Raw genomic sequence first — 18,557 nt, forward strand, 5'->3', positions numbered from 1 at the left:
GAATCAGCGGTCGAGAATTTCGATCCAATATCCGTCGGGATCGTTGATGAAGTACAAATCCATTTCGTGGTTCTCATAGCAGATGCAGCCTATGCTTTTGTGCAGCTCGTAGGCTTCCTGTTTATCCGGTACGCGCACGGCCAGATGAATCTCGTTGTCGCCCAGGTTATACGGTTCCTTGCGGTCGCGCATCCAGGTCAGCTCCAGTTCGAAATCGGTGGAACCGTCGGTGAGGTACACAAGGATGAACGAGCCGTCCGCTGCCGTTTTGCGGCGTTTTTCTGTCAGGCCCAGCGCCTTGCTGTAAAAAGCCAGGCTTTTTTCCAGGTCGAACACATTGAAATTGAAATGCAGAAAAGTAGATTTCATAAAGCTTCTCCTTCTCGGTCAGATGGTCATCGATTTGCCAGACGGTAAATTTCCGCCATATCCTGGCGGTTCAGTTTCTGGAAGGTGCCGATGGTGCGGGTATCCTGGAAAGAGCAGCGCCAGGCCAGTTCTTCAATGACCTCTTCCGTCTGCACGCCGATGCCCAGCTCGGTGAAGTTGGTGGGCATGTCGAGCGAACGGAAATAACGGTCGGCCGCTTCGATCGCGGCTTTCGAGAGCTCCTCCGTATCACTGCCGGTCAGACCCCACACGTTTTTGCCCAAGCGGGCAAAGCGCTCGGGATTTGTGGTGCGGGTGTACGTTGCCCACGAGCTCCAGATCGCGGAGAGCGACGCGCCGTGCGCCACATCGAACTTGCCGCTCAGCTCATGGCCCAGCTGGTGAGGAGCGAAGTCCTTCCTCGCGCCTAGCCCGGTCAGCTCATTGTGGGAGAGACTGCCCGCCCACATCAGCTCACTCATGGCGTTGTAATCGTGCGGATTTGCGAGCGCGACGGGGCCGTTGCGAATGACCACCCGCAGCAGGGCCTCGGCCAGCTCGTCTGTCACCTGGTTGGTCATGACTGGATTAAAGTAGCGGTCCATCGTGTGCATCATGATGTCCACCGTGCCGCAGGTGATCTGGAATTTGGGCAGCGTCATGGTCAGCTCGGGGTTCAGCGCCGAAAACGCCGGACGGTTGAACGGGCTGTTCAGCCCGCGCTTATTGTTGGTTTCATCATCGGTGAGAACAGCGGAATCGCTCGTTTCGCTGCCTGCTGCAGAAATGGTGAGCACCACGGCTACCGGCAGGGCTTTTGTTACGGTTTGATGGCGCAGCCAGAATTCCCAAATGTCCGTATCAGGATTCGCCGTGCCGATCGCGATGGCCTTCGCGGTATCGATCACGCTGCCGCCGCCCACAGCCAGAATCAGCTCTGCGCCGAATTCCAGCGCCTGCTGCACGCCTTTTCGGGCCAGCTGAAGCCTGGGGTTCGGCTGTACGCCGCCCAGGGTCTGCACCTCGATCCCGGATTTCGCCAGGGACTCTTCCATCCGGGCCAGCAGTCCGTTTTTGACAACGCTGCCGCCGCCGTATACCAAAAGAGTCCGTTTCACACCGCGGGCTGCGGCTTCCGGTGCGATCTGAAGCTCTGCGTCTTTTCCGAAAATGACTTTGGTAGGGACCTGATACACGAAACTTTCCAAAATGAACACCCTTTCTGTTTTCACGCTCCAGTTTTCGTTTTGTGCAATTTCTGCTCTTATTCTATATCGTGGGAACCTGCAAAGTCAAGCGAAAGAGCGCCTGTCTGCCGCTGGGCGGCAAAATACGCCGCGGGCTGTTGGAAAAGCTGCGCAGCCGCAAAAGGTTTTCTAAATAAATGATGAAACAATTTTACTTTCAGCGTTGGCCCGCAAAGTTCAATTTCATAAACAGGCGGGATTTTTCGTTTTGTTTTCCGTCTGATCCTGCACGATTTTTCTCTGCTTTGTATTTTTCATCAGACTGACGTGAGAAAATACCGTCTGTATGTTTTTGAACTGCTTGCAGACAATAAAGAATGGAGGTGAAAAGAAAACGCGAGTGCGGATGAAAAATAGCGAAAACAGTAGAATAGGTGTGCTTGGAACATGTGAATTTCGCAGATAAATCAGGTGATAGTGCCAAAATCTAATCGGATGTCAGTCGTCAGACGTCACATGACGTTTGGTGGATTTTTAGCACTGTTTGATAATTTAATGTCCAAAAAATAAATATAATTATAAAAAGTCTTGAAATTCGATTTTGAGTTTGGTATAATCAAATCGTCAAATTTGTGTATTTGCACAAAAAACCTGATGAAACGCAGCTTTCGTCCGGGAGGGACAGAATGCGCAGCGCAGCGAAAACCGAGGAGTGTGGACATGAGTCAAATTTTGTTTGGGACCAGAGAACTTCCCCTCTTGATTTCCAAAAAATTGAAGGAAATGATTGTGGAAAAAAATCTGAAGCCCGGCGATCGTCTTCCAAGTGAGGGAGAGCTGGCGGTCATGTTCGGCGTGGGGCGCTCTACTGTGCGTGAAGCGGTCAAGCTGTTGATCGCCGATAATATTGTTGAAATTCACAGGGGGAGAGGCACTTTTATTACGGAAAGCCCCGGACTCAAAAGCGACCCTTTGGGGCTGCATTTTGCAAATCCGAATAAACTGCTTCAAAACCTGCTGGAAAGCAGACTTCTGATAGAACCGCAAATCGCGAGGCTGGCGGCGCAAAGGGCCACCAGCGAGAATCTTTACAGGCTCGGCCAGGCAATTGAAGAGATGGAAACCGCGGAGCGCATCAATGGGCTCGAGTACCCTTCCCGCGACGTGGATTTTCATACGGCTGTGGCAGAGTGCACGCAGAATGACGTGTTAAAGCGCATTCTGCCTTTAATCTGTGAATCGATTCGGGAGGGTTATCTCGAAACGATGAATGTTCCTGGCACGCATCAGCGGGCCATCGAGGCTCACATCCGCATTTTCGAGGCAATTCGGGATAAGAATCCGGACGCCGCGGCGGAAGAGGCACGGCGGCACATTTTGCAGGCCATGGACGATTCTCAGCTCAAATATTAGGAGGAATGAAAGTGAAAAGGAAAAAAGTACTGGCACTTACCCTGGCGCTCGCAATGGCAGTCACATCGTTTGCCGGCTGCGCCAAACAGCCCGCGGCCTCATCCAGCGCGGCGGGGTCTCAGGCGGCCGGCGGCGAACCGGTTACTATTACCCATTGGTACTGGGCAGACAGCTCCGACTACTCCGCCAAAATGAAGGAAATTGTTGAGGACTTCAACAAATCCAACAAGAGCAACATTACAGTGAAGGCAGAAGAATACCCCTGGGACGGCGGCGCGTACAGCGAGAACCTGTTCAATGCCGTTATGGGCGGCGGCGGGCCCGACACCGCGGCGTGGAAGCTGACGGCAACCCCGCTGTTCACCGCGAACAACCTGCTGGCCAACCTGGACGACTACGTTGCCAAGTGGGAGAAAAAGGACGACATCGACCAGAACATTTACAACATTATGAAGCAGGCCGGCGGCTCGGACAAGTTGTATGTCATGCCCTGGAACATTCAGGTGCTGTATGTGTACTATCGTCCGTCCATCTTCAAGAAGGCAGGCGTAGAGGTTCCGAAGACCTATGAGGAATTCCTCGAGGCAATTAAAAAGACCACTATGGACACCAACGGCGACGGCAAAACCGATGTTTACGGCTTCGGCATGCGCGGCGCGAAGGGTGGTCAGGAGCCCTGGGGCAGCTTCATCTACGGCCGCGGCGGCAGCTTTGAAAATCTGACCAGCCCCGAGTCTGTTCAGGGCATGCAGGATTTCATCGATCTGTACAAGAACGGCTATGTACCGCCCACGGCAACACAGGATGGCTTTAACGAGATCATCGCAAACTTTAAGTCCGGCAAAACCGCTATGACCATTCACCACACCGGATCTTCCAAGGGCATGGTAGAGACTTTCGGCGACGACGTTGCCGCATTCCCGTTCCCCAAGGGCAAGGGCCAGTGGACCTCCATGGGCGACACCGAGAACGTGATCTTCGAGGCCAGCAAGAACAAGGACGCCGCTTTTGAGTGGGTCTCTTATCTGGCAGCCGGCGAAGGCCAGGAGAAATGGTGCAAGATCACCGGCAACGTGCCCGTGAGCAAAACGGTACAGGAACTACCTGAGTTTAAGGACGACAAATTTATGAAGGCTTCCATCGAGGGCCAGTCGTATGCGGGCATTATCCCGATCAAAGACACCACCACCGAGTGGATCAGCACCATTTGGCCCAACACGGTTGCTTCGGCCCTGTCCGGCAAAGAGAGCGCCGCTGACGCCATGAAGACCCTGCAAGAAGGCCTGTACGGCAAAAAATAAAATCTGAAGACACATGGGCTACGCGGGCTGCGGCCGGGCGCAAGCATGGCCGCAGCCCCATTCTTTCAAAGAGGTGAAAATACAGTGCAGCGTAAAAAGACGAATATTTGGCCGTATTTGCTCATCACGCCTGCGGTGCTGATTATTATCGCGGTCGTTTTAGTCCCTGCGCTCAACGCGATTTTAATGAGCTTTCAAAGCTATGATTTAAGAAGACCAAGCAGCATCGGTTTTGTTGGTTTGAGCAACTATATTGATGTTTTGCAGGATAAGCTGTTCTGGGCATCCCTTTGGAGGACAATCCTGTGGGTTGTTTTCGGCGTAGGTTTCCAGTTTGTTTTTGGCTTTATTCTGGCGAATTTTTTAAACAAAAGCTTCCGCGGCCGCGGTGTGGTACGCGCGGTCAGTCTCATTCCCTGGGTTACCCCCGGCGTTCTCATCGGTTTGATGTGGCGCTGGATTTATGACGGCAGCTACGGCGTGCTGAATGACCTTTTAATGAAGGTTGGGTTGATTCATGAGCCGATTGCATTTCTTGCGCAGGAATCCACAGTAATGCCGTCGGTGATTCTGACGATCATCTGGCAGGGGATCCCATTCTTTGCCCTGATGCTTCTGGCGGGCTTGCAGGGCGTGCCCGGTGAGCTGTACGAGGCGGCCGACATCGACGGCGCCACGGGATTCCAGAAGCTGTTCCGCATTACGATTCCCGCCATTAAAAACACGATCTTCGTCACCACGCTGCTGCGCATCATCTGGGTGGCAAACTCGGTGGACGTGATCTTCAACATGACGGGCGGCGGGCCCGCCTACGCTTCGCAGACGCTGAGCGTTTATGTATTCAACAAGGCGAACGCCCTGAACCTGGGCTATTCGTCGACCATGTCGCTCCTGCTCACATTCCTGCTGCTGCTGGTAGCGATTCCGTATTTAAAAAATATGTTTGCGAATCAGGAGGCGTAACGTTATGCAGCATAAAAGAACACCAATGCAAAACTTTCTGTTGCTGTACCTGCCTCTGTTTGTGATGCTGCTGTTTCTGCTCTTCCCGTTTTACTGGACCTTTGTCACCTCCATCAAACCGGAAGCAGAGCTGTACGGCAGTGTAGTCACCTACTGGCCCCATAACCTGACATTTGAATCCTACAGAAAGCTTTTTGTGGATTTTAACTTTTTAAAGCCCATGGGCAACAGCTTTGTGGTGGCGATCATTACCACACTGATCACCCTGACCGTTTCGATGCTGGCGTCGTATTCTTTCTCGCGTTTCCGTTTTGCCGGCCGAAAAGCATTTATGGTTCTGTTTTTAACCAATAACATGTTCCCCACGGTCTTGCTGTTGATCCCCCTTTATGCTATTATGCGTAGTATGGGCCTTCTGTACACTCCCGCTTCTCTGGTGCTTTCTTATGCCACGTTCACCATCCCGTTTTCGGTATGGCTTTTGAACGGCTTTATCAACGACCTGCCCTTGTCTTTGGAGGAAGCCGCCATGGTAGACGGCTGCAACCGGGCGCAGGCATTTACACGCATCATTTTTCCCGTGCTGGTGCCCTGTCTTGTCGCTACGGGCGTGTACATCTTCATGACCTCCTGGAATGAGTACACTTTCGCCGTGATGTTCACCAACGAGCGGAACCGCACAATTCCTGTGGCTCTGAAAAATCTGATCGGCCAGCTGGGGGTTCAGTGGGATCTTCTGACGGCCGGCGGAATCATAACGATCATCCCCGTCTGCATCATGTTCTTCTTCGCGCAAAAGCGTTTGGTGGAAGGCCTGACCGCGGGGGCCGTGAAGGGTTAATTGTAAAGGAGTAATCGAAATGAACAGCGAACAGAACGCAAAAGCCAAGCAGATTAGAGCAGATATTCTAAAATCGCTCTATGCCTGCCAGTCGGGCCATCCCGGCGGATCCCTGTCATGTGTAGAGATCCTGTTGGCGTTGTACAACAATGTAATGAAGTACGACCCCAAAAACCCGCAAATGGAAGACCGCGACCGTTTTGTACTGAGTAAGGGACATGCCTGCCCCACGCTGTACGCAGTGCTGGCGGACAAGGGCTTCTTCCCCAAGGAGGATCTTCAGCATCTGCGTCAGGCAGATTCTCACCTGCAGGGTCACCCCGACATGACCAAAACCCCGGGCGTTGACTGCAACACCGGCTCGTTGGGCCAGGGCGTTGCAATCGCCGGCGGCATGGCGCTTGCGGCAAAATACAAGAAGGCGGATTACAAGGTTTACGCCCTGATCGGCGATGGCGAAATGCAGGAGGGCCTGGTATGGGAGGCGGCGATGTCCGCGGCCCATTACAAGCTGGATAATCTGACTGTACTTCTCGACTTTAACCATCTTCAGATTGACGGCAGCAACGATCAGGTGATGAGCGTTGGCGACCCGATGGAAAAATACCGCGCGTTCGGCTTTGAATGCCTGGAGGTGGACGGACACGATATTGACGCCATTACAGAAGCGATCAAGAAGCCGGTTGTCGGCAAGCCCAAGTTTATTTGCTGCCATACCCACAAGGGCCATGGTGTTTCTTTCATGGAGGACAACCACGGATGGCACGGCAAGCCGATGTCTAAGGATGATTTTGCGGCGGCAATGAAGGAACTGGGGGTAGAGATCGATGGCTGAGAAAAAATCTTTAAGAGTAGCGTACGGCGAGGCTCTCGTTGAGCTCGGCGCAAAGAACGATAAGGTAGTTGCGATGGACGCCGACCTGGCCCACGCCACCATGAGCAGCATGTTCCTGGATGCATACCCGGACCGCTTTTTCAACTTCGGCATTGCGGAGGCCAACCTCGTCTGTGCGGCGGCGGGCTTTGCGCATTCCGGCCTGATCCCCTTTGCCAGCACCTTTGCGCTGTTCGGCACAGGCCGCGCGTACGAGCAGATCCGCAACTCAGTTGCGTATGTGAACGCCAACGTAAAGTTCGGCTTCTCGCATTCCGGCCTGTGCGTCGGCGAGGACGGCGGCAGCCACCAGTCCATTGAGGATTTGGCGCTGATGCGCGTTGTGCCGAACATGACCATTTTTGTTCCCTGCGACCCGATTGAGACCAAGAAGGCCGTCTTTGCCGCGGCGGAGATCAACGGCCCTGTTTATATCCGCGTGGCGCGCCCCGTGTGCGACGTGATCACCGAAGAAAGCACTCCCTTCATCCCCGGCAAGGCGAATATCATGAAGGACGGCACCGACGTATGCCTGGTCGCCACCGGCCTGATGGTTCCCGAAGCGCTCAAGGCAGCCGAGCTGCTGGCGGCTGACGGAATCAGCGCCGCGGTTGTAAACGTTCACACCATCAAGCCCTTTGACGACGAGACGATTCTCAAGATGGCTGAGAAATGCGGTGCCGTGGTTTCTGTGGAAGAGCATTCCGTCATCGGCGGCCTCGGCTCCGCCGTTGCAGAGGCCCTGGCGGGCAAGTCCGGCGCGAAGTTTGACCGCGTGGGCGTAATGGATAAGTTCGGCAAGTCCGGCAAGCCGGCGGATTTGTTCCGCATTTACGGCCTCACCCCGGAGAATATTGTGGCAAAAGCCAAGGCATTGCTGAAATAAGAGGGAGATACAACCATGAAAATTCAAAGCTTTGAGATGAACGGCGAAGGAATGCAGAGAGTCTACGAGAATGAGAAGTGGACTGTCGGCATTAAGAACTGGAAGCCCGCAAACGACATTACCGGCCTCGATTGCCTGGAACGTCACAATAAGACCGACGAGCTGTTTGTGCTGCTCAGCGGCCGCTGCACCCTGATCAGTGCGGAAGAGGCTGATGGCGAGCTCAAGATGGAAGCGCTGGAAATGGAGCCGTTCAAGGTTTACAATATCCCTCAGTCCCTGTGGCACAACACCGTGACCCAGAAGGACACCAAGATGATCCTGATTGAGGATGTTTCCACCGGCATGGAGAACAGCGATATTCTCGATTTGACTCCCGTTCAGATTGAAACATTGAAATCTCTGGTAAAATAAACCACAAGCGGTTGTTTTACCGCCAATGGATCAAGAGACCGCAGCAGCGCTTTGCGCTTGCGGTAGCATAAGCAAAATTGCACAAAAGTAAGGCGGTGCGCCGTGTTCCTTTGGGAGGCGGCACACCGCTTTTTCAGTTGACTGATTTAAAGTATCATACTATAATAAAAAGTAATTCAAAGTGAATGCTCTTTTAAGATGGCGGCTTCTTTTCGCTCCGAAGGCGGATGGAAAAGAGCCGGATAATTTTATCTTTTTTGAAACGGCATTTCGCAGAACAATCGTGATTCTTGGTTTTATCGAGAATCCGTATCAAATCAATATTACAAGTGGGAAGGTGGAGTACGATGATCAGCGGAGCGGAAATCATGGTGAAATGCCTGGAGCAGGAAGGGGTCGTCCTAACGTTCGGCTATCCGGGCGCGGCGATCTGTCCTTTTTATGATCAGCTATCACAGTCCTCCATCCAGCACGTTCTGGTTCGGCAGGAGCAAAACGCCGGTCATGCGGCAAGCGGCTATGCGCGCTCGAGCGGAAAGCCCGGGGTGTGTATCGCTACCTCCGGCCCCGGCGCGACGAACCTGATTACGGGCATTGCGACCGCCTATATGGATTCGGTGCCTCTGATCGCCATCACCGGGCAGGTTCGTTCCGAGCTGCTCGGCCGTGACGTGTTTCAGGAGGCCGATATTACCGGCGCATGTGAGCCGTTCACGAAGCACAGCTATTTGGTAAAGGACACTGCCGATCTGCCGCGCGTGTTTAAGGAGGCGTTCCATATTGCTTCCACAGGCCGCCCCGGCCCGGTGTTGATCGATGTGCCGGTGGATGTGCAGCAAAACCAGATCAAAGAGTTCAAATACCCACAGCACGCGGATATTATCGGATATAAGCCCCGCACGCAGGGACATGCTCTGCAGATCAAGCGTGCTGTCGAGGCGCTTGCCGGAGCGCAGAGGCCGCTGATTTGCTGTGGCGGCGGTGTGGTGCTGGCGGGCGCCAGAAAAGAGCTGATGGGCCTGGTGGAGAAGACGGGAATCCCCGTGGTTTCTACCATGATGGGCATCGGCGTCGTTCCGCTGGACAGCGATTCGTACCTGGGGATGGTCGGTTCGCACGGCAAGAAAAGCGCCAATCAGGCGCTGCTCTCTGCCGATGTGGTCATTCTCTGCGGCGCCAGAGTGGGCGACCGCGCGATTATCGCCCCCGAAATGCTGGGCAGCAAGTCGCAGATCATCCACATTGATGTGGATCCCGCGGAGATCGGCAAGAATATTACCGCGCATATCCCGATTGTGGGAGATATCCGCCTTGTGCTGAACAGCCTGGCGGATAAGGTGAGCAACGCGGCACCGCAGGAGTGGCTGAACCGGGTTCAGGAGCTGCGGCAGGCGGATGTGCCGCACGGGGAGCCTTCTCAGGATTATGTGGAGCCGCGCTCGTTCATGCGCATGCTCTCTTCGATGATGAAAGACGACGCGATTCTCGTTGCGGACGTCGGCCAGAACCAAATCTGGTCCGTCAACAACTTCAATGTAAAGGAAGGGCGCTTTTTAACGTCCGGCGGCCTTGGCACCATGGGGTATTCGATCCCGGCGGCCATCGGCGCAAAGCTGGCAAAGCCCCGCCGTCAGGTTGTGGCGGTTTGCGGTGACGGCTCGTTCCAGATGTCGATGTGCGAGCTCGGCACGATCATGCAGAGCGGCGTCGGCGTCAAGATCATCGTTATGGTCAACGAGCACCTTGGCATGGTGCGCGAGATTCAGGATAAGCAGTACGGGGGAAGGCACATGGCCACCGAGCTGCACGGCAACCCCGATTTCGTGGCGCTGGCCAGGGCCTACGGAATCGAATCCGCTCAGGCGGAGAACAATCCCGAGGCGGAAGAGCTGGCCAGGAAAATGCTTGCATCCAATAAGCCGTATCTGCTTGTCTGCAAGGTTGATCCGACCTTGCCGTCGATTTGAAAGGGAGGGAGCCGAAATGAAATATACTCTCTCAGTTCTGGTAGAGAACCAGCCCGGCGTTCTGTCTAAGGTTTCAGGCCTGTTTTCCCGCCGCGCGTTCAACATTGACAGCCTGGCCGTGGGCGTGACGGAGGACCCCGCCATTTCCCGCATGACGATCGTCGTCAACGGCGACGAATATGTGATGGAACAGGTGGAAAAGCAGCTCAACAAGCTGATTCCCGTCATTAAGGTCAAGCGCCTCGACGACACCGGCCCGTTCATCAGCTGCGAGCTGGCGCTGATTAAGGTGAGCTGCACGCCGCAGTACCGCCCCGAAATCATTCAGATTGCGGAGCTGTTCCACGCGCGCGTGGTGGATGTATCCCTGACTTCGCTCACGATTCAGTTTGCGGATACCGCTGAAAAAATAGAAACCATGCTGACGCTGCTGAAGCCCTACGGCATTAAGGAAATCGCCCGCACGGGCACAGTCGCACTGGAGCAGGGGCCCCAGGTAACCAGAAAACAGAGCGTTTGAGCGGACTTGGCAAACGAAACTTGAACTCTGTCTTATAAATTTTATACCTGCTGAAGGAGGAACATGTTATGCCGAAGATTTATTATGAAGCCGATTGCGATATCAACGTACTCAAGGGGAAAACCGTAGCGATTATTGGCTATGGCAGCCAGGGCCACGCCCACGCTTTGAACCTGCATGACAGTGGAGTCGATGTTGTAGTAGGCCTTTATGAGGGCAGCAAGAGCGCAGAGCGCGCAAAGAAGGCGGGCCTGAAGGTTCTAAACGTACCGGAGGCTACCAAGGCTGCTGACATTATCATGATTCTGATCCCCGATGAGCGTCAGGCAGAGATGTACAAGAAGGACATTGAGCCGAACCTGACAGATGGCAAGGCGATTGCGTTTGCACATGGCTTCAACATTCATTTTGGCCAGATCAAGCCCCCCAAGTTTGTGGATGTGTTCATGATCGCCCCGAAGGGCCCCGGACACACCGTTCGCAGCGAATTCCAGGAGGGCAAGGGTGTTCCCTGCCTCGTAGCGGTTGAGCAGGATTACACCGGCCATGCGCTTGATGTAGCATTGGCTTACGGCGCGGGCATCGGCGGCGCGCGTGCGGCTGTGATGGAGACTACTTTCCGCGACGAAACCGAAACAGACCTGTTCGGCGAGCAGGCCGTTCTGTGCGGCGGCGTCTGCGCTCTGATGAAGGCCGGCTTTGAAACGCTGGTAGAAGCGGGCTATGCTCCCGAAAACGCATACTTTGAGTGCATTCACGAGATGAAGCTGATCGTTGACCTGATCTACAAGGGCGGCTTCTCTTTGATGAGATACTCCATTTCCGACACTGCGGAATTCGGCGATTACGAGACCGGCAAGCGCCTGATCACCGAAGAGACCAAGAAGGAAATGAAGAAAGTTCTCAGCGAGATTCAGGACGGTACCTTTGCCGGCAAGTGGATCGCAGAGAACAAGAACGGCCGTGCGCATTTCAACGCCTGCCGCCGCATTGAGTCGGAGCATCAGTTAGAATCCGTTGGTAAAGAGCTGCGCAAGATGTATTCCTGGAGCGAAGAGGACAAATACGCCGAATAATCCGGGCGGAACAATCTAATTAATAACGCAGTACAGTATCGGTAACAAGGGATCAGGCAGGGTCGGACAACACCGATCGCCTGATCCTTTATTGTTGCAATTTGGGCAGAAGAATCATACCATGAAAGAGCGGCGGTTGGCCGCCAGGGAAACAGAAGATTGCTATCTTAAGGAAGGAAGCTGCGGCGGTGTCAGGCGCCGCCGAATGGGGCAGAAGCATAAAATTCAAGCATGGCAGAGCGCCGGGAGCGCAAGGGCTGACAGGCTGGCCCTGCCTTTCAATGGGAAATTTATGATAGGCACTGTGGCCGCGTTTAGGCATAGTGGCCAAGGGCTGTATCGTATGATACAGAAAAGAGTGAAAGGGGTCTTACTAGAAAATGTGGAGTAGAGAGATTGTGAAGAGCAATGCGAAAGCGGCAATCCGGGGCGGAAAGTATTGGATGGCATTCCTGGTTTCTGCCGTGATTATGATCGTCCCCTCGCTGATAGAATGGATTACCGGTTACGGTGAGGTCAACGATAAGTGGATATCTGGACTGGAGAATGGTGTGCCTGAGGTTGCGCCCGGCGTGTTCATGGGGTATAATCTGGGTTTCTTGCTGCTGAATATCTTTATTCTTTTTCCGCTGATTGTGGGAGTGTACGGCTTTTTTGTACGCAACCGGTTTGACGCGGGGCAGTTTTCCGATGTGTTTTTGGGCTTTCGGAACGGGTATGGCAACGTGGTGCTCACCAGCTTTGTGACCAACCTGTTCATCGGCCTGTGGACGCTGCTGCTGATCATCCCCGGTATTTACAAGGCGCTGCAGTACATCATGGTTCCGTTTCTGCTGTCTGACAATCCCCGGCTTTCGGGCCGGCGGGTACGGCAGATCAGCCGCCTGATGACCGATGGGGAAAAGGGTGCGATCCTTGTGCTGTCCCTTTCCTTTATCGGCTGGTTTTTAATCCCGATCGCTGTGTCGATCGTTCTGGAGATGGCTTCTGCGCCCATATTCTTAACGAATATTGTGGTTACATTGGGTTTGGCTCTGATTATGCCGTATTATTACGCAACGCTTGCAGAGCTGTATATTTTCCTGCGCGACCGTGCGATTCAGACCGGCATGGTGCAGCCCGAGGAACTGGGCCTGTAACTCAGGTTTGCCGGGAAAGCGATATGCGCCTTGCCTTACACAGGTTTCGGCGGCTGATATGTATCAAAAAACGAAGGGAAAACCGCAGTGCGGTTTTCCCCTTTTTACCTCTGTACGGTGAACTATATTTGAAATAGGAGGAACATGAAATGGAAGAAGGCGTTCGGCTCACCTAATGTATTTTATGACAAGCCCCCGCATTTGTTGACAGGTCTGTCCCAACTTTGGCGACTTCTCCAAACAAGCCCTCCGGCCTTTGGTAAGAGCGCTTATGCCGCGTGAGCGGAGCGGTTTCCGGTACGGTCCAGCACCTTGACCAGCGCGACGGTGACGACGGAGGTGATCACGAGTTCGGGCAGCATATAGCTTCCGTTATAAATCAGAGAATACAGCCACACAGGCGTTCCCTCGGGCGCGTACTCGCCCCAGATCAGGATGCCGGAGGCAAAGCTGCACAGAAAGCGCAGGAATACGGCGATTGCCGCGCCGAATGCAATGCTGGCCGAACGATTGCGGATCGGCTTGCCCCAGAATGCCGCGCTGCCCAGCACGGTAAAGGCCAGCACATAATCGAGCAGTACCACCAGAGCGAACGCGGTGAGCGTTTTTGCGGGCGGGGCGTTGAACTGCAGCAGCATCTGCAGCAGGCTGTGAACAAAAGCGGTGCCGAGGCCCCATTTGACCCCGTGGCGGTAAGAAACCAGCACCAGGGGCGCCATGCTGGCCAGGGTGATCGAACCGCCCTGCGGCAGCTCGAATACCTTGATCATGCTCAGAACAGTGGAGAGCGCGATCATCAGCGCGCATTCCACCAGAATGATGGTATTGTTTTTTTTCATAAAAGATCCTTCCTCGCGCCGATTGATACCGAATCTTCCATCAGAACAGTGAAGGAGGATCGTTCCAGGCGCGTCCGCTGTTCCGGTAGCGGAAACCCAAAGTGTGAACTGCGATCTTTCCTGAAAAACATGCCGCACGCAAAAAGACGCATTGCGGGTAATACCACAATGCGTCTTGCTGTGCTGCAAAAGTTTCCTACGCTGGCATTATCCAGATCAGGTCAAAGGGACATAGGCGTCAATCCGCCTCATCTCAGCCGCGTATACGCAGCGCCCCGTATTCAGTTCCAATATCACTATATCCGTATCCGCTCAGTTTGTCAAGAGCAAGCGTTCCAGCTCTATAAAATCCGCGGCGAACCGCGCGCCGGAAAATTGCTCCTGCATCTCTTCGCGGGTGCCGTAGCCGTGCAGCATCCCGATAAAATCCGTGCCTGCCAGGCGTGCGCCTTCGGCGTCGAACTTCGTGTCGCCGATCATCACCGCGTTCTGCGGCTTGGCTGAGAAGCGCTCCACGCACGAGGTGATCAGCTCTGCCTTTGAGCTAGCGCGCTCCTCGCTGCCGGCGGGGCCCGCGACAAAATCCACCAGCGGGGCCAGCTTAAAAATCTCTGCCACGCGGTTTGCCTGCGGCAGGGGCTTCGAGGTGGCGATGCAGAGCTTTGCTCCCGCGCCCCGCAGAGCGGAAAGCAGCTCGAAGGTATGCGGGTACACCGAGTTTTTGTAAAGGCCATCGGTTTCGTAAAGGCTGCGGTACAGCTTCACCGCCCGGTCGCTCACATCGTCCGGCAGGCCGCAGGTCTGCGAAAAGCTTTGAAACAGCGGCGGGCCGATAAAGGTGCGCAGAATCTCCGGCGGCGGCTCCGGCACCCCCAGGCGCTGCATGGTTTCCTTTACACAGCTCAGGATGCCCGGGCCGGATTCGGTCAGGGTGCCGTCCAGATCAAATAAAACGATGGGGTAAACAGGTTTCATCGGGAGTTCCTTTCGTCAGAGGTTTATTGCTTGGCGCGTTCCGCTACTCTTTTCAGATAATTCTCACGCTTGATGCTGGCGCGCTCATGCGTGCAGGTGGAAATCAGGCCCACATTGTCAGATGCCTCTACCTCAAAGGTGAATTTGCGGCCGTCGCTTTCGATCAGCTTTGCCGTCAGATGGATGGTAACACCCTCAACCGTGGGCGCCAGATGCTTTATATGCACTTCGGAACCTACCGAGGTGATCCCCTCCGGCAGATAGGTGTTCAGCATCCGGGCGCAAACGCCTTCCATCAGCGCAACCAGTCGGGGCGTGGCAAGCACGTCTACGCTGCCGCTGCCGAGTTTGGAGGCCAGATCGGCGGAGGTAACGGTATAATCCTGGGAAATCGTCTGTCCAATTTTCAGTTCATTCATTGTAATTCTTCCTTTCCTTCGATATAATAAAATAAAATGATATCTTTGGATACCGGCGCGGACTGACGCACCGGACAATTCAGGGCAAATCTGCCTGAGTCTAGTATAACACGGTACGGCTCTGGTTTGAAGCGGTAATTTTGCTTATGTTCCCGCAAAAATCCGGCAGATTTTGTATATTGACAACCACTTTTGGGATTCGGCGGGAGGAATCAACTTGAACGAAAGCACACAGTCCCCGGCGGCAGCTACGCGCCCCCGGCTTCACCTGATGGACGAGCTGCGCGGTTTTGCCGTGTTCTGCATGGTATTTTACCACGCGTTTTACACCTTTGCCTTTCTGTACCAGATTTCATGGATGATGGTGCTGTTCCGCTTTTTTACCCCGGCGGAGCCGTTTTTTGCGGCGCTGTTCATTTTTATTTCGGGAATCTCTTCTCTGCTTTCGCGATCGAATCTGCGGCGGGGATTGCGGCTGTTTGCGGTCGCGCTTGTGGTTACGCTTGTCACCGCCCTCGTCACGCCCCAGTATGCCATCTGGTTCGGCATTCTGCATTTTCTGGCGGTGTGCATGATCCTGTACGGCCTTTTGGGGCAATATCAGAAAAAAATCCCCTTTTCGTGGCTGCTGGTTCTGCTGTGCTTTGTTCTTTATTTCTTTACACGGCCCATCCCGTCGGGTTATTTGGGGTTCGGCCCGGTTTCGGTGATTCCCCTGCCGGAGGCGATTTACCATGTAAAGTGGCTGTTCCCGCTGGGCTTTTATGATTCCTCGTTCTCATCGTCGGATTATTTTCCGCTTTTGTCCTGGGGCTTTGTGTTCCTTGCGGGAACCATGGTGGGCAGGCCGGTGGCCGCGGGATTGGCCCCGAAATGGATGTACCGCAGCCGTGTTCCATTTTTTTCGCAGATGGGCCGCTGGGCGCTGGTGATTTACATCGCGCATCAGCCGGTGATCTACGCTTTTGCGTGGCTGCTGGAGCGGCTGGGGCTGATTGGCTGAAAGAGCCTTGCGTGTATCGCGGAAAAAGAATATAATAAGAGTTAAATGTTTTATGCGAGAGAAAGAGGTTGATGAGTGAAATGAAGCTGGGAATCGTCGGGCTGCCTAACGTTGGAAAGAGCACGCTGTTCAATGCCATTACCAACGCCGGGGCGCAGTCCGCCAACTATCCTTTTTGCACTATAGAGCCGAACGTCGGTGTGGTGGCCGTGCCGGACAAACGTCTGGACAAGCTGGCCGAGATGTACCACCCCGAAAAATACACCCCCGCCACGATCGAGTTTGTGGACATTGCGGGTCTGGTGCGCGGCGCCTCTAAGGGGGAGGGCCTGGGCAACCAGTTTTTGGCGAATATCCGCGAGGTGGACGCGATCGTTCACGTTGTCCGCTGCTTTGAGGACGACGATATCATTCATGTCGACGGCAGTGTAGACCCCGCGCGCGACATAGAAACGATCAATCTGGAGCTGATCCTCTCTGACATGGAGGTGCTCGACCGCCGGCTGGACAAAACCCGCAAGATGCTCAAGGCGGACAAGAAGTACCAGACGGAATGCGAGTTCTTTGAGCGCGTCCGCGCCGAGCTGGACGCGGGCCATACCGCACGCAGCGTGGAGTGCACCGAGGAAGAGGCGGAGCTTTTGGCTACGGTGTCTTTGCTGACGAACAAGCTGGTCATTTATGCGGCCAACATGAGCGACGCCGATTTTAAGGGCGGCGTGGAGAATAATCCGTATTTTGCTGTGGTCGAGAAGCTGGCCAGGCAGGAGAACGCAGGTGTTCTGCCGATCTGTGCGGAGGTGGAAGCCGAAATTTCCGGCATGGAGCCGGAGGAAAAGCAGATGTTCCTGGAGGACATGGGCCTTTCGGAATCCGGTCTTGACCGCCTGATCCGCGAGTGCTACACTCTGCTGGGCCTGATTTCGTACCTGACCGCCGGCCCGCAGGAGGTGCGCGCCTGGACGATCAAAGAGGGAACGAAGGCTCCCCAGGCTGCCGGTAAAATCCACACTGATTTTGAGCGCGGCTTTATCCGCGCGGAGGTTGTGGCCTACGACGATCTGATGGCCTGCGGCACGATGGCGGCCGCGAAAGAAAAGGGCCTTGTCCGTTCCGAAGGCAAGGAGTATGTGATGAAGGACGGCGACGTGGTGCTGTTCCGCTTTAATGTATAAGTGATTTTTTCAGCCCCGCTCCTGGATTGGAGCGGGGCTTTTCTTTTTTATCGGTGTTGGCCTGAAAGAGTGAGTTTTTCTTTGTGGGGTTTCACCGCAGTTTTTTGTTGGTGTGGAAGATTCGTTTTTACGATTTGTTTTGAGAGAGCGGATTTATTTTTGCGGGTGCCCCCGCGTGGGTTTCTGCTGGCGCAGGGTTTGCCCCTTGCCGGGACGAGACTTTTTTCTTTTCATTCTTGATGATGAAAGAGCAAATTTTTTGTGAGTTACCTCACAGGGAAATTCTGCTGGCGCGGGCTTGCCCCTCATGCCGGGGCGGGCACTTACTTTCGCAGCGAGGCGAAAGTAAGCAAAGGCTCGCCAAAGGGGAGAGGGCAGATTATAATATTAAGAGCAACACGGTTAGATTTAGAATAGACTGCAAGACAACCAAGGTATAAAATGAAGTTACCACACACCATTTTAACCGGAGGTTATCATGCAGCCATATCAACATTTTACACTGGAAGAACGGGAAAGTCTATGGTTTAAACGGCAGGAAAGGAAAAGCATTCGCCAAATAGCAAGAGAGATGAAAAGGAACCCTTCGAGTATTAGCCGTGAATTGAAGCGAAACGGGAAAAAGGACGGTTCATACAACGCATGGTGGGGGTGTTCTCTGTATATTTGGAGACGAAAAAAATGCGGAAGAAAAAGTCGTATCGGTCAGGATGAAAAACTACGGCAATTTATTTGTGAAGGATTAAATCGGTTCTGGTCTCCAGAGATAATAGCGGCAAAATGGAATGAAACAAACCCAGGTGAAAAGATAACATACAGCAGTATTTATAATGCATTAAAAAAGGATTTAATTAAAGGTTACAGCAGGAAGAAGCACCTTCGCAGGCAAGGGAAGAAAAAATATATTCGGGGCTCGAGTGCTGCCATCCATCCGGAACACCGAATAGGTGACAGACCAAATGAAATCGACGAAAGAAACCGTATAGGTGATTGGGAAGGAGATACCATACTGGGAGGTTTAAACAAGGGCGGGTTAATTTCTCTTGTGGATAGGAAAAGCAGATATTTAATTTTATCTCTCATTCAAAATAAAAGCGCGAAAGAAACAAAACAAACCTTATGCAGTTCATTAAAAGACAAGCCAGTTCTGTCAATTACACTGGATAACGGCTGTGAATTTGCGGGATTCAAAGACG

Annotated in this window: 19 protein-coding genes and 1 riboswitch; of the genes, 14 read left to right on the plus strand and 5 right to left on the minus strand. The window is 53.7% G+C overall.

Features of this window, described 5'->3' with window-relative positions:
* Nucleotides 1-3: 3 nt before the first annotated feature.
* Nucleotides 4-369 (minus strand): VOC family protein, encoded by a 366-nt coding sequence (locus tag TY09_RS12685; protein WP_042435028.1) that lies wholly within the window; start codon nt 367-369, stop codon nt 4-6.
* Between the two features lie 26 nt (nt 370-395).
* Nucleotides 396-1,586 carry an iron-containing alcohol dehydrogenase gene (locus TY09_RS12690; protein WP_411918596.1) on the minus strand — a complete coding sequence of 397 codons (1,191 nt, stop codon included), beginning with the start codon at nt 1,584-1,586 and terminating at the stop codon, nt 396-398.
* Nucleotides 1,587-2,276: 690 nt separating this feature from the next.
* Here TY09_RS12690 and TY09_RS12695 point away from each other — a divergent pair.
* The 11 genes from TY09_RS12695 (at nt 2,277) to TY09_RS12750 (ending at nt 12,950) form a co-directional block, all read left to right on the plus strand.
* Complete coding sequence (locus TY09_RS12695; protein WP_042435034.1) at nt 2,277-2,969, plus strand: FadR/GntR family transcriptional regulator; 693 nt, start codon at nt 2,277-2,279, stop codon at nt 2,967-2,969.
* A 5-nt stretch (nt 2,970-2,974) separates the two neighbouring features.
* Entirely contained in the window at nt 2,975-4,270 is a 1,296-nt protein-coding gene (locus tag TY09_RS12700; protein ID WP_027103886.1) for an ABC transporter substrate-binding protein, read from the plus strand.
* Nucleotides 4,271-4,354: 84 nt separating this feature from the next.
* Nucleotides 4,355-5,233: a carbohydrate ABC transporter permease gene (locus tag TY09_RS12705; protein ID WP_020072774.1), complete on the plus strand. Its 879-nt coding sequence runs from the start codon at nt 4,355-4,357 to the stop codon at nt 5,231-5,233.
* Nucleotides 5,234-5,237: 4 nt separating this feature from the next.
* The gene (locus TY09_RS12710; protein WP_020072773.1) at nt 5,238-6,074 is read left to right on the plus strand and encodes a carbohydrate ABC transporter permease; all 837 of its coding nucleotides are present in this window, start codon (nt 5,238-5,240) and stop codon (nt 6,072-6,074) included.
* 19 nt (nt 6,075-6,093) lie between these two features.
* Entirely contained in the window at nt 6,094-6,909 is an 816-nt protein-coding gene (locus tag TY09_RS12715; RefSeq protein ID WP_042435041.1) for a transketolase, read from the plus strand.
* The gene (locus TY09_RS12720; RefSeq protein WP_020072771.1) at nt 6,902-7,834 is read left to right on the plus strand and encodes a transketolase family protein; all 933 of its coding nucleotides are present in this window, start codon (nt 6,902-6,904) and stop codon (nt 7,832-7,834) included. The genes TY09_RS12715 and TY09_RS12720 overlap by 8 nt, the downstream gene beginning before the upstream one ends.
* Before the next feature lie 15 nt (nt 7,835-7,849).
* The gene (locus TY09_RS12725; RefSeq protein WP_042435045.1) at nt 7,850-8,248 is read left to right on the plus strand and encodes a cupin domain-containing protein; all 399 of its coding nucleotides are present in this window, start codon (nt 7,850-7,852) and stop codon (nt 8,246-8,248) included.
* Between the two features lie 347 nt (nt 8,249-8,595).
* Nucleotides 8,596-10,215 (plus strand): biosynthetic-type acetolactate synthase large subunit, encoded by a 1,620-nt coding sequence (ilvB, locus tag TY09_RS12730; RefSeq protein ID WP_009059713.1) that lies wholly within the window; start codon nt 8,596-8,598, stop codon nt 10,213-10,215.
* Nucleotides 10,216-10,231: 16 nt separating this feature from the next.
* Nucleotides 10,232-10,735: an acetolactate synthase small subunit gene (ilvN, locus tag TY09_RS12735; protein ID WP_009059655.1), complete on the plus strand. Its 504-nt coding sequence runs from the start codon at nt 10,232-10,234 to the stop codon at nt 10,733-10,735.
* 68 nt (nt 10,736-10,803) lie between these two features.
* Nucleotides 10,804-11,811 (plus strand): ketol-acid reductoisomerase, encoded by a 1,008-nt coding sequence (gene ilvC / locus TY09_RS12740; RefSeq protein WP_042435048.1) that lies wholly within the window; start codon nt 10,804-10,806, stop codon nt 11,809-11,811.
* A gap of 380 nt (nt 11,812-12,191) precedes the next feature.
* Nucleotides 12,192-12,950, plus strand: a complete 759-nt coding sequence (locus TY09_RS12750; protein ID WP_042435054.1) for a DUF975 family protein — start codon at nt 12,192-12,194, stop codon at nt 12,948-12,950.
* A gap of 269 nt (nt 12,951-13,219) precedes the next feature.
* Here TY09_RS12750 and thiT read toward each other — a convergent pair whose 3' ends face one another.
* From thiT to TY09_RS12765, 3 genes are all read right to left on the minus strand, one after another.
* Nucleotides 13,220-13,789 (minus strand): energy-coupled thiamine transporter ThiT, encoded by a 570-nt coding sequence (gene thiT, locus TY09_RS12755; protein WP_042435057.1) that lies wholly within the window; start codon nt 13,787-13,789, stop codon nt 13,220-13,222.
* Nucleotides 13,790-13,965: 176 nt separating this feature from the next.
* Nucleotides 13,966-14,077, minus strand: a riboswitch (TPP riboswitch).
* Nucleotides 14,078-14,101: 24 nt separating this feature from the next.
* The gene (locus TY09_RS12760; RefSeq protein WP_009059707.1) at nt 14,102-14,764 is read right to left on the minus strand and encodes an HAD hydrolase-like protein; all 663 of its coding nucleotides are present in this window, start codon (nt 14,762-14,764) and stop codon (nt 14,102-14,104) included.
* 23 nt (nt 14,765-14,787) lie between these two features.
* Complete coding sequence (locus TY09_RS12765) at nt 14,788-15,183, minus strand: thioesterase family protein (protein WP_009059719.1); 396 nt, start codon at nt 15,181-15,183, stop codon at nt 14,788-14,790.
* A gap of 217 nt (nt 15,184-15,400) precedes the next feature.
* On the opposite strand from TY09_RS12765, the gene TY09_RS12770 reads away from it, so the two are divergent.
* The 3 genes from TY09_RS12770 to TY09_RS12780 all read left to right on the plus strand — a co-directional run.
* Nucleotides 15,401-16,186, plus strand: a complete 786-nt coding sequence (locus TY09_RS12770; protein WP_042435059.1) for a heparan-alpha-glucosaminide N-acetyltransferase domain-containing protein — start codon at nt 15,401-15,403, stop codon at nt 16,184-16,186.
* An 80-nt stretch (nt 16,187-16,266) separates the two neighbouring features.
* Nucleotides 16,267-17,361: a redox-regulated ATPase YchF gene (gene ychF / locus TY09_RS12775; RefSeq protein WP_042435061.1), complete on the plus strand. Its 1,095-nt coding sequence runs from the start codon at nt 16,267-16,269 to the stop codon at nt 17,359-17,361.
* A 478-nt stretch (nt 17,362-17,839) separates the two neighbouring features.
* Nucleotides 17,840-18,557 (plus strand): IS30 family transposase (locus TY09_RS12780; RefSeq protein WP_042435063.1); only part of this gene is annotated, 718 nt, incomplete at its 3' end.

Source organism: Faecalispora jeddahensis (assembly GCF_000577335.1).
In the GTDB taxonomy this organism is placed as follows: Bacteria; Bacillota; Clostridia; order Oscillospirales; family Acutalibacteraceae; genus Faecalispora; species Faecalispora jeddahensis.

What these genes read in the sequence shown, in the direction of transcription:
- TY09_RS12685 (WP_042435028.1), bottom strand. Translation starts at nt 369, where the DNA reads ATGAAATCTACTTTTCTGCATTTCAATTTCAATGTGTTCGACCTGGAA.
- TY09_RS12695 (WP_042435034.1), top strand. Translation starts at nt 2,277, where the DNA reads ATGAGTCAAATTTTGTTTGGGACCAGAGAACTTCCCCTCTTGATTTCC.
- TY09_RS12700 (WP_027103886.1), top strand. Translation starts at nt 2,975, where the DNA reads ATGAAAGTGAAAAGGAAAAAAGTACTGGCACTTACCCTGGCGCTCGCA.
- TY09_RS12710 (WP_020072773.1), top strand. Translation starts at nt 5,238, where the DNA reads ATGCAGCATAAAAGAACACCAATGCAAAACTTTCTGTTGCTGTACCTG.
- TY09_RS12715 (WP_042435041.1), top strand. Translation starts at nt 6,094, where the DNA reads ATGAACAGCGAACAGAACGCAAAAGCCAAGCAGATTAGAGCAGATATT.
- TY09_RS12720 (WP_020072771.1), top strand. Translation starts at nt 6,902, where the DNA reads ATGGCTGAGAAAAAATCTTTAAGAGTAGCGTACGGCGAGGCTCTCGTT.
- TY09_RS12725 (WP_042435045.1), top strand. Translation starts at nt 7,850, where the DNA reads ATGAAAATTCAAAGCTTTGAGATGAACGGCGAAGGAATGCAGAGAGTC.
- ilvB (WP_009059713.1), top strand. Translation starts at nt 8,596, where the DNA reads ATGATCAGCGGAGCGGAAATCATGGTGAAATGCCTGGAGCAGGAAGGG.
- ilvN (WP_009059655.1), top strand. Translation starts at nt 10,232, where the DNA reads ATGAAATATACTCTCTCAGTTCTGGTAGAGAACCAGCCCGGCGTTCTG.
- ilvC (WP_042435048.1), top strand. Translation starts at nt 10,804, where the DNA reads ATGCCGAAGATTTATTATGAAGCCGATTGCGATATCAACGTACTCAAG.
- TY09_RS12750 (WP_042435054.1), top strand. Translation starts at nt 12,192, where the DNA reads ATGTGGAGTAGAGAGATTGTGAAGAGCAATGCGAAAGCGGCAATCCGG.
- thiT (WP_042435057.1), bottom strand. Translation starts at nt 13,789, where the DNA reads ATGAAAAAAAACAATACCATCATTCTGGTGGAATGCGCGCTGATGATC.
- TY09_RS12760 (WP_009059707.1), bottom strand. Translation starts at nt 14,764, where the DNA reads ATGAAACCTGTTTACCCCATCGTTTTATTTGATCTGGACGGCACCCTG.
- TY09_RS12765 (WP_009059719.1), bottom strand. Translation starts at nt 15,183, where the DNA reads ATGAATGAACTGAAAATTGGACAGACGATTTCCCAGGATTATACCGTT.
- ychF (WP_042435061.1), top strand. Translation starts at nt 16,267, where the DNA reads ATGAAGCTGGGAATCGTCGGGCTGCCTAACGTTGGAAAGAGCACGCTG.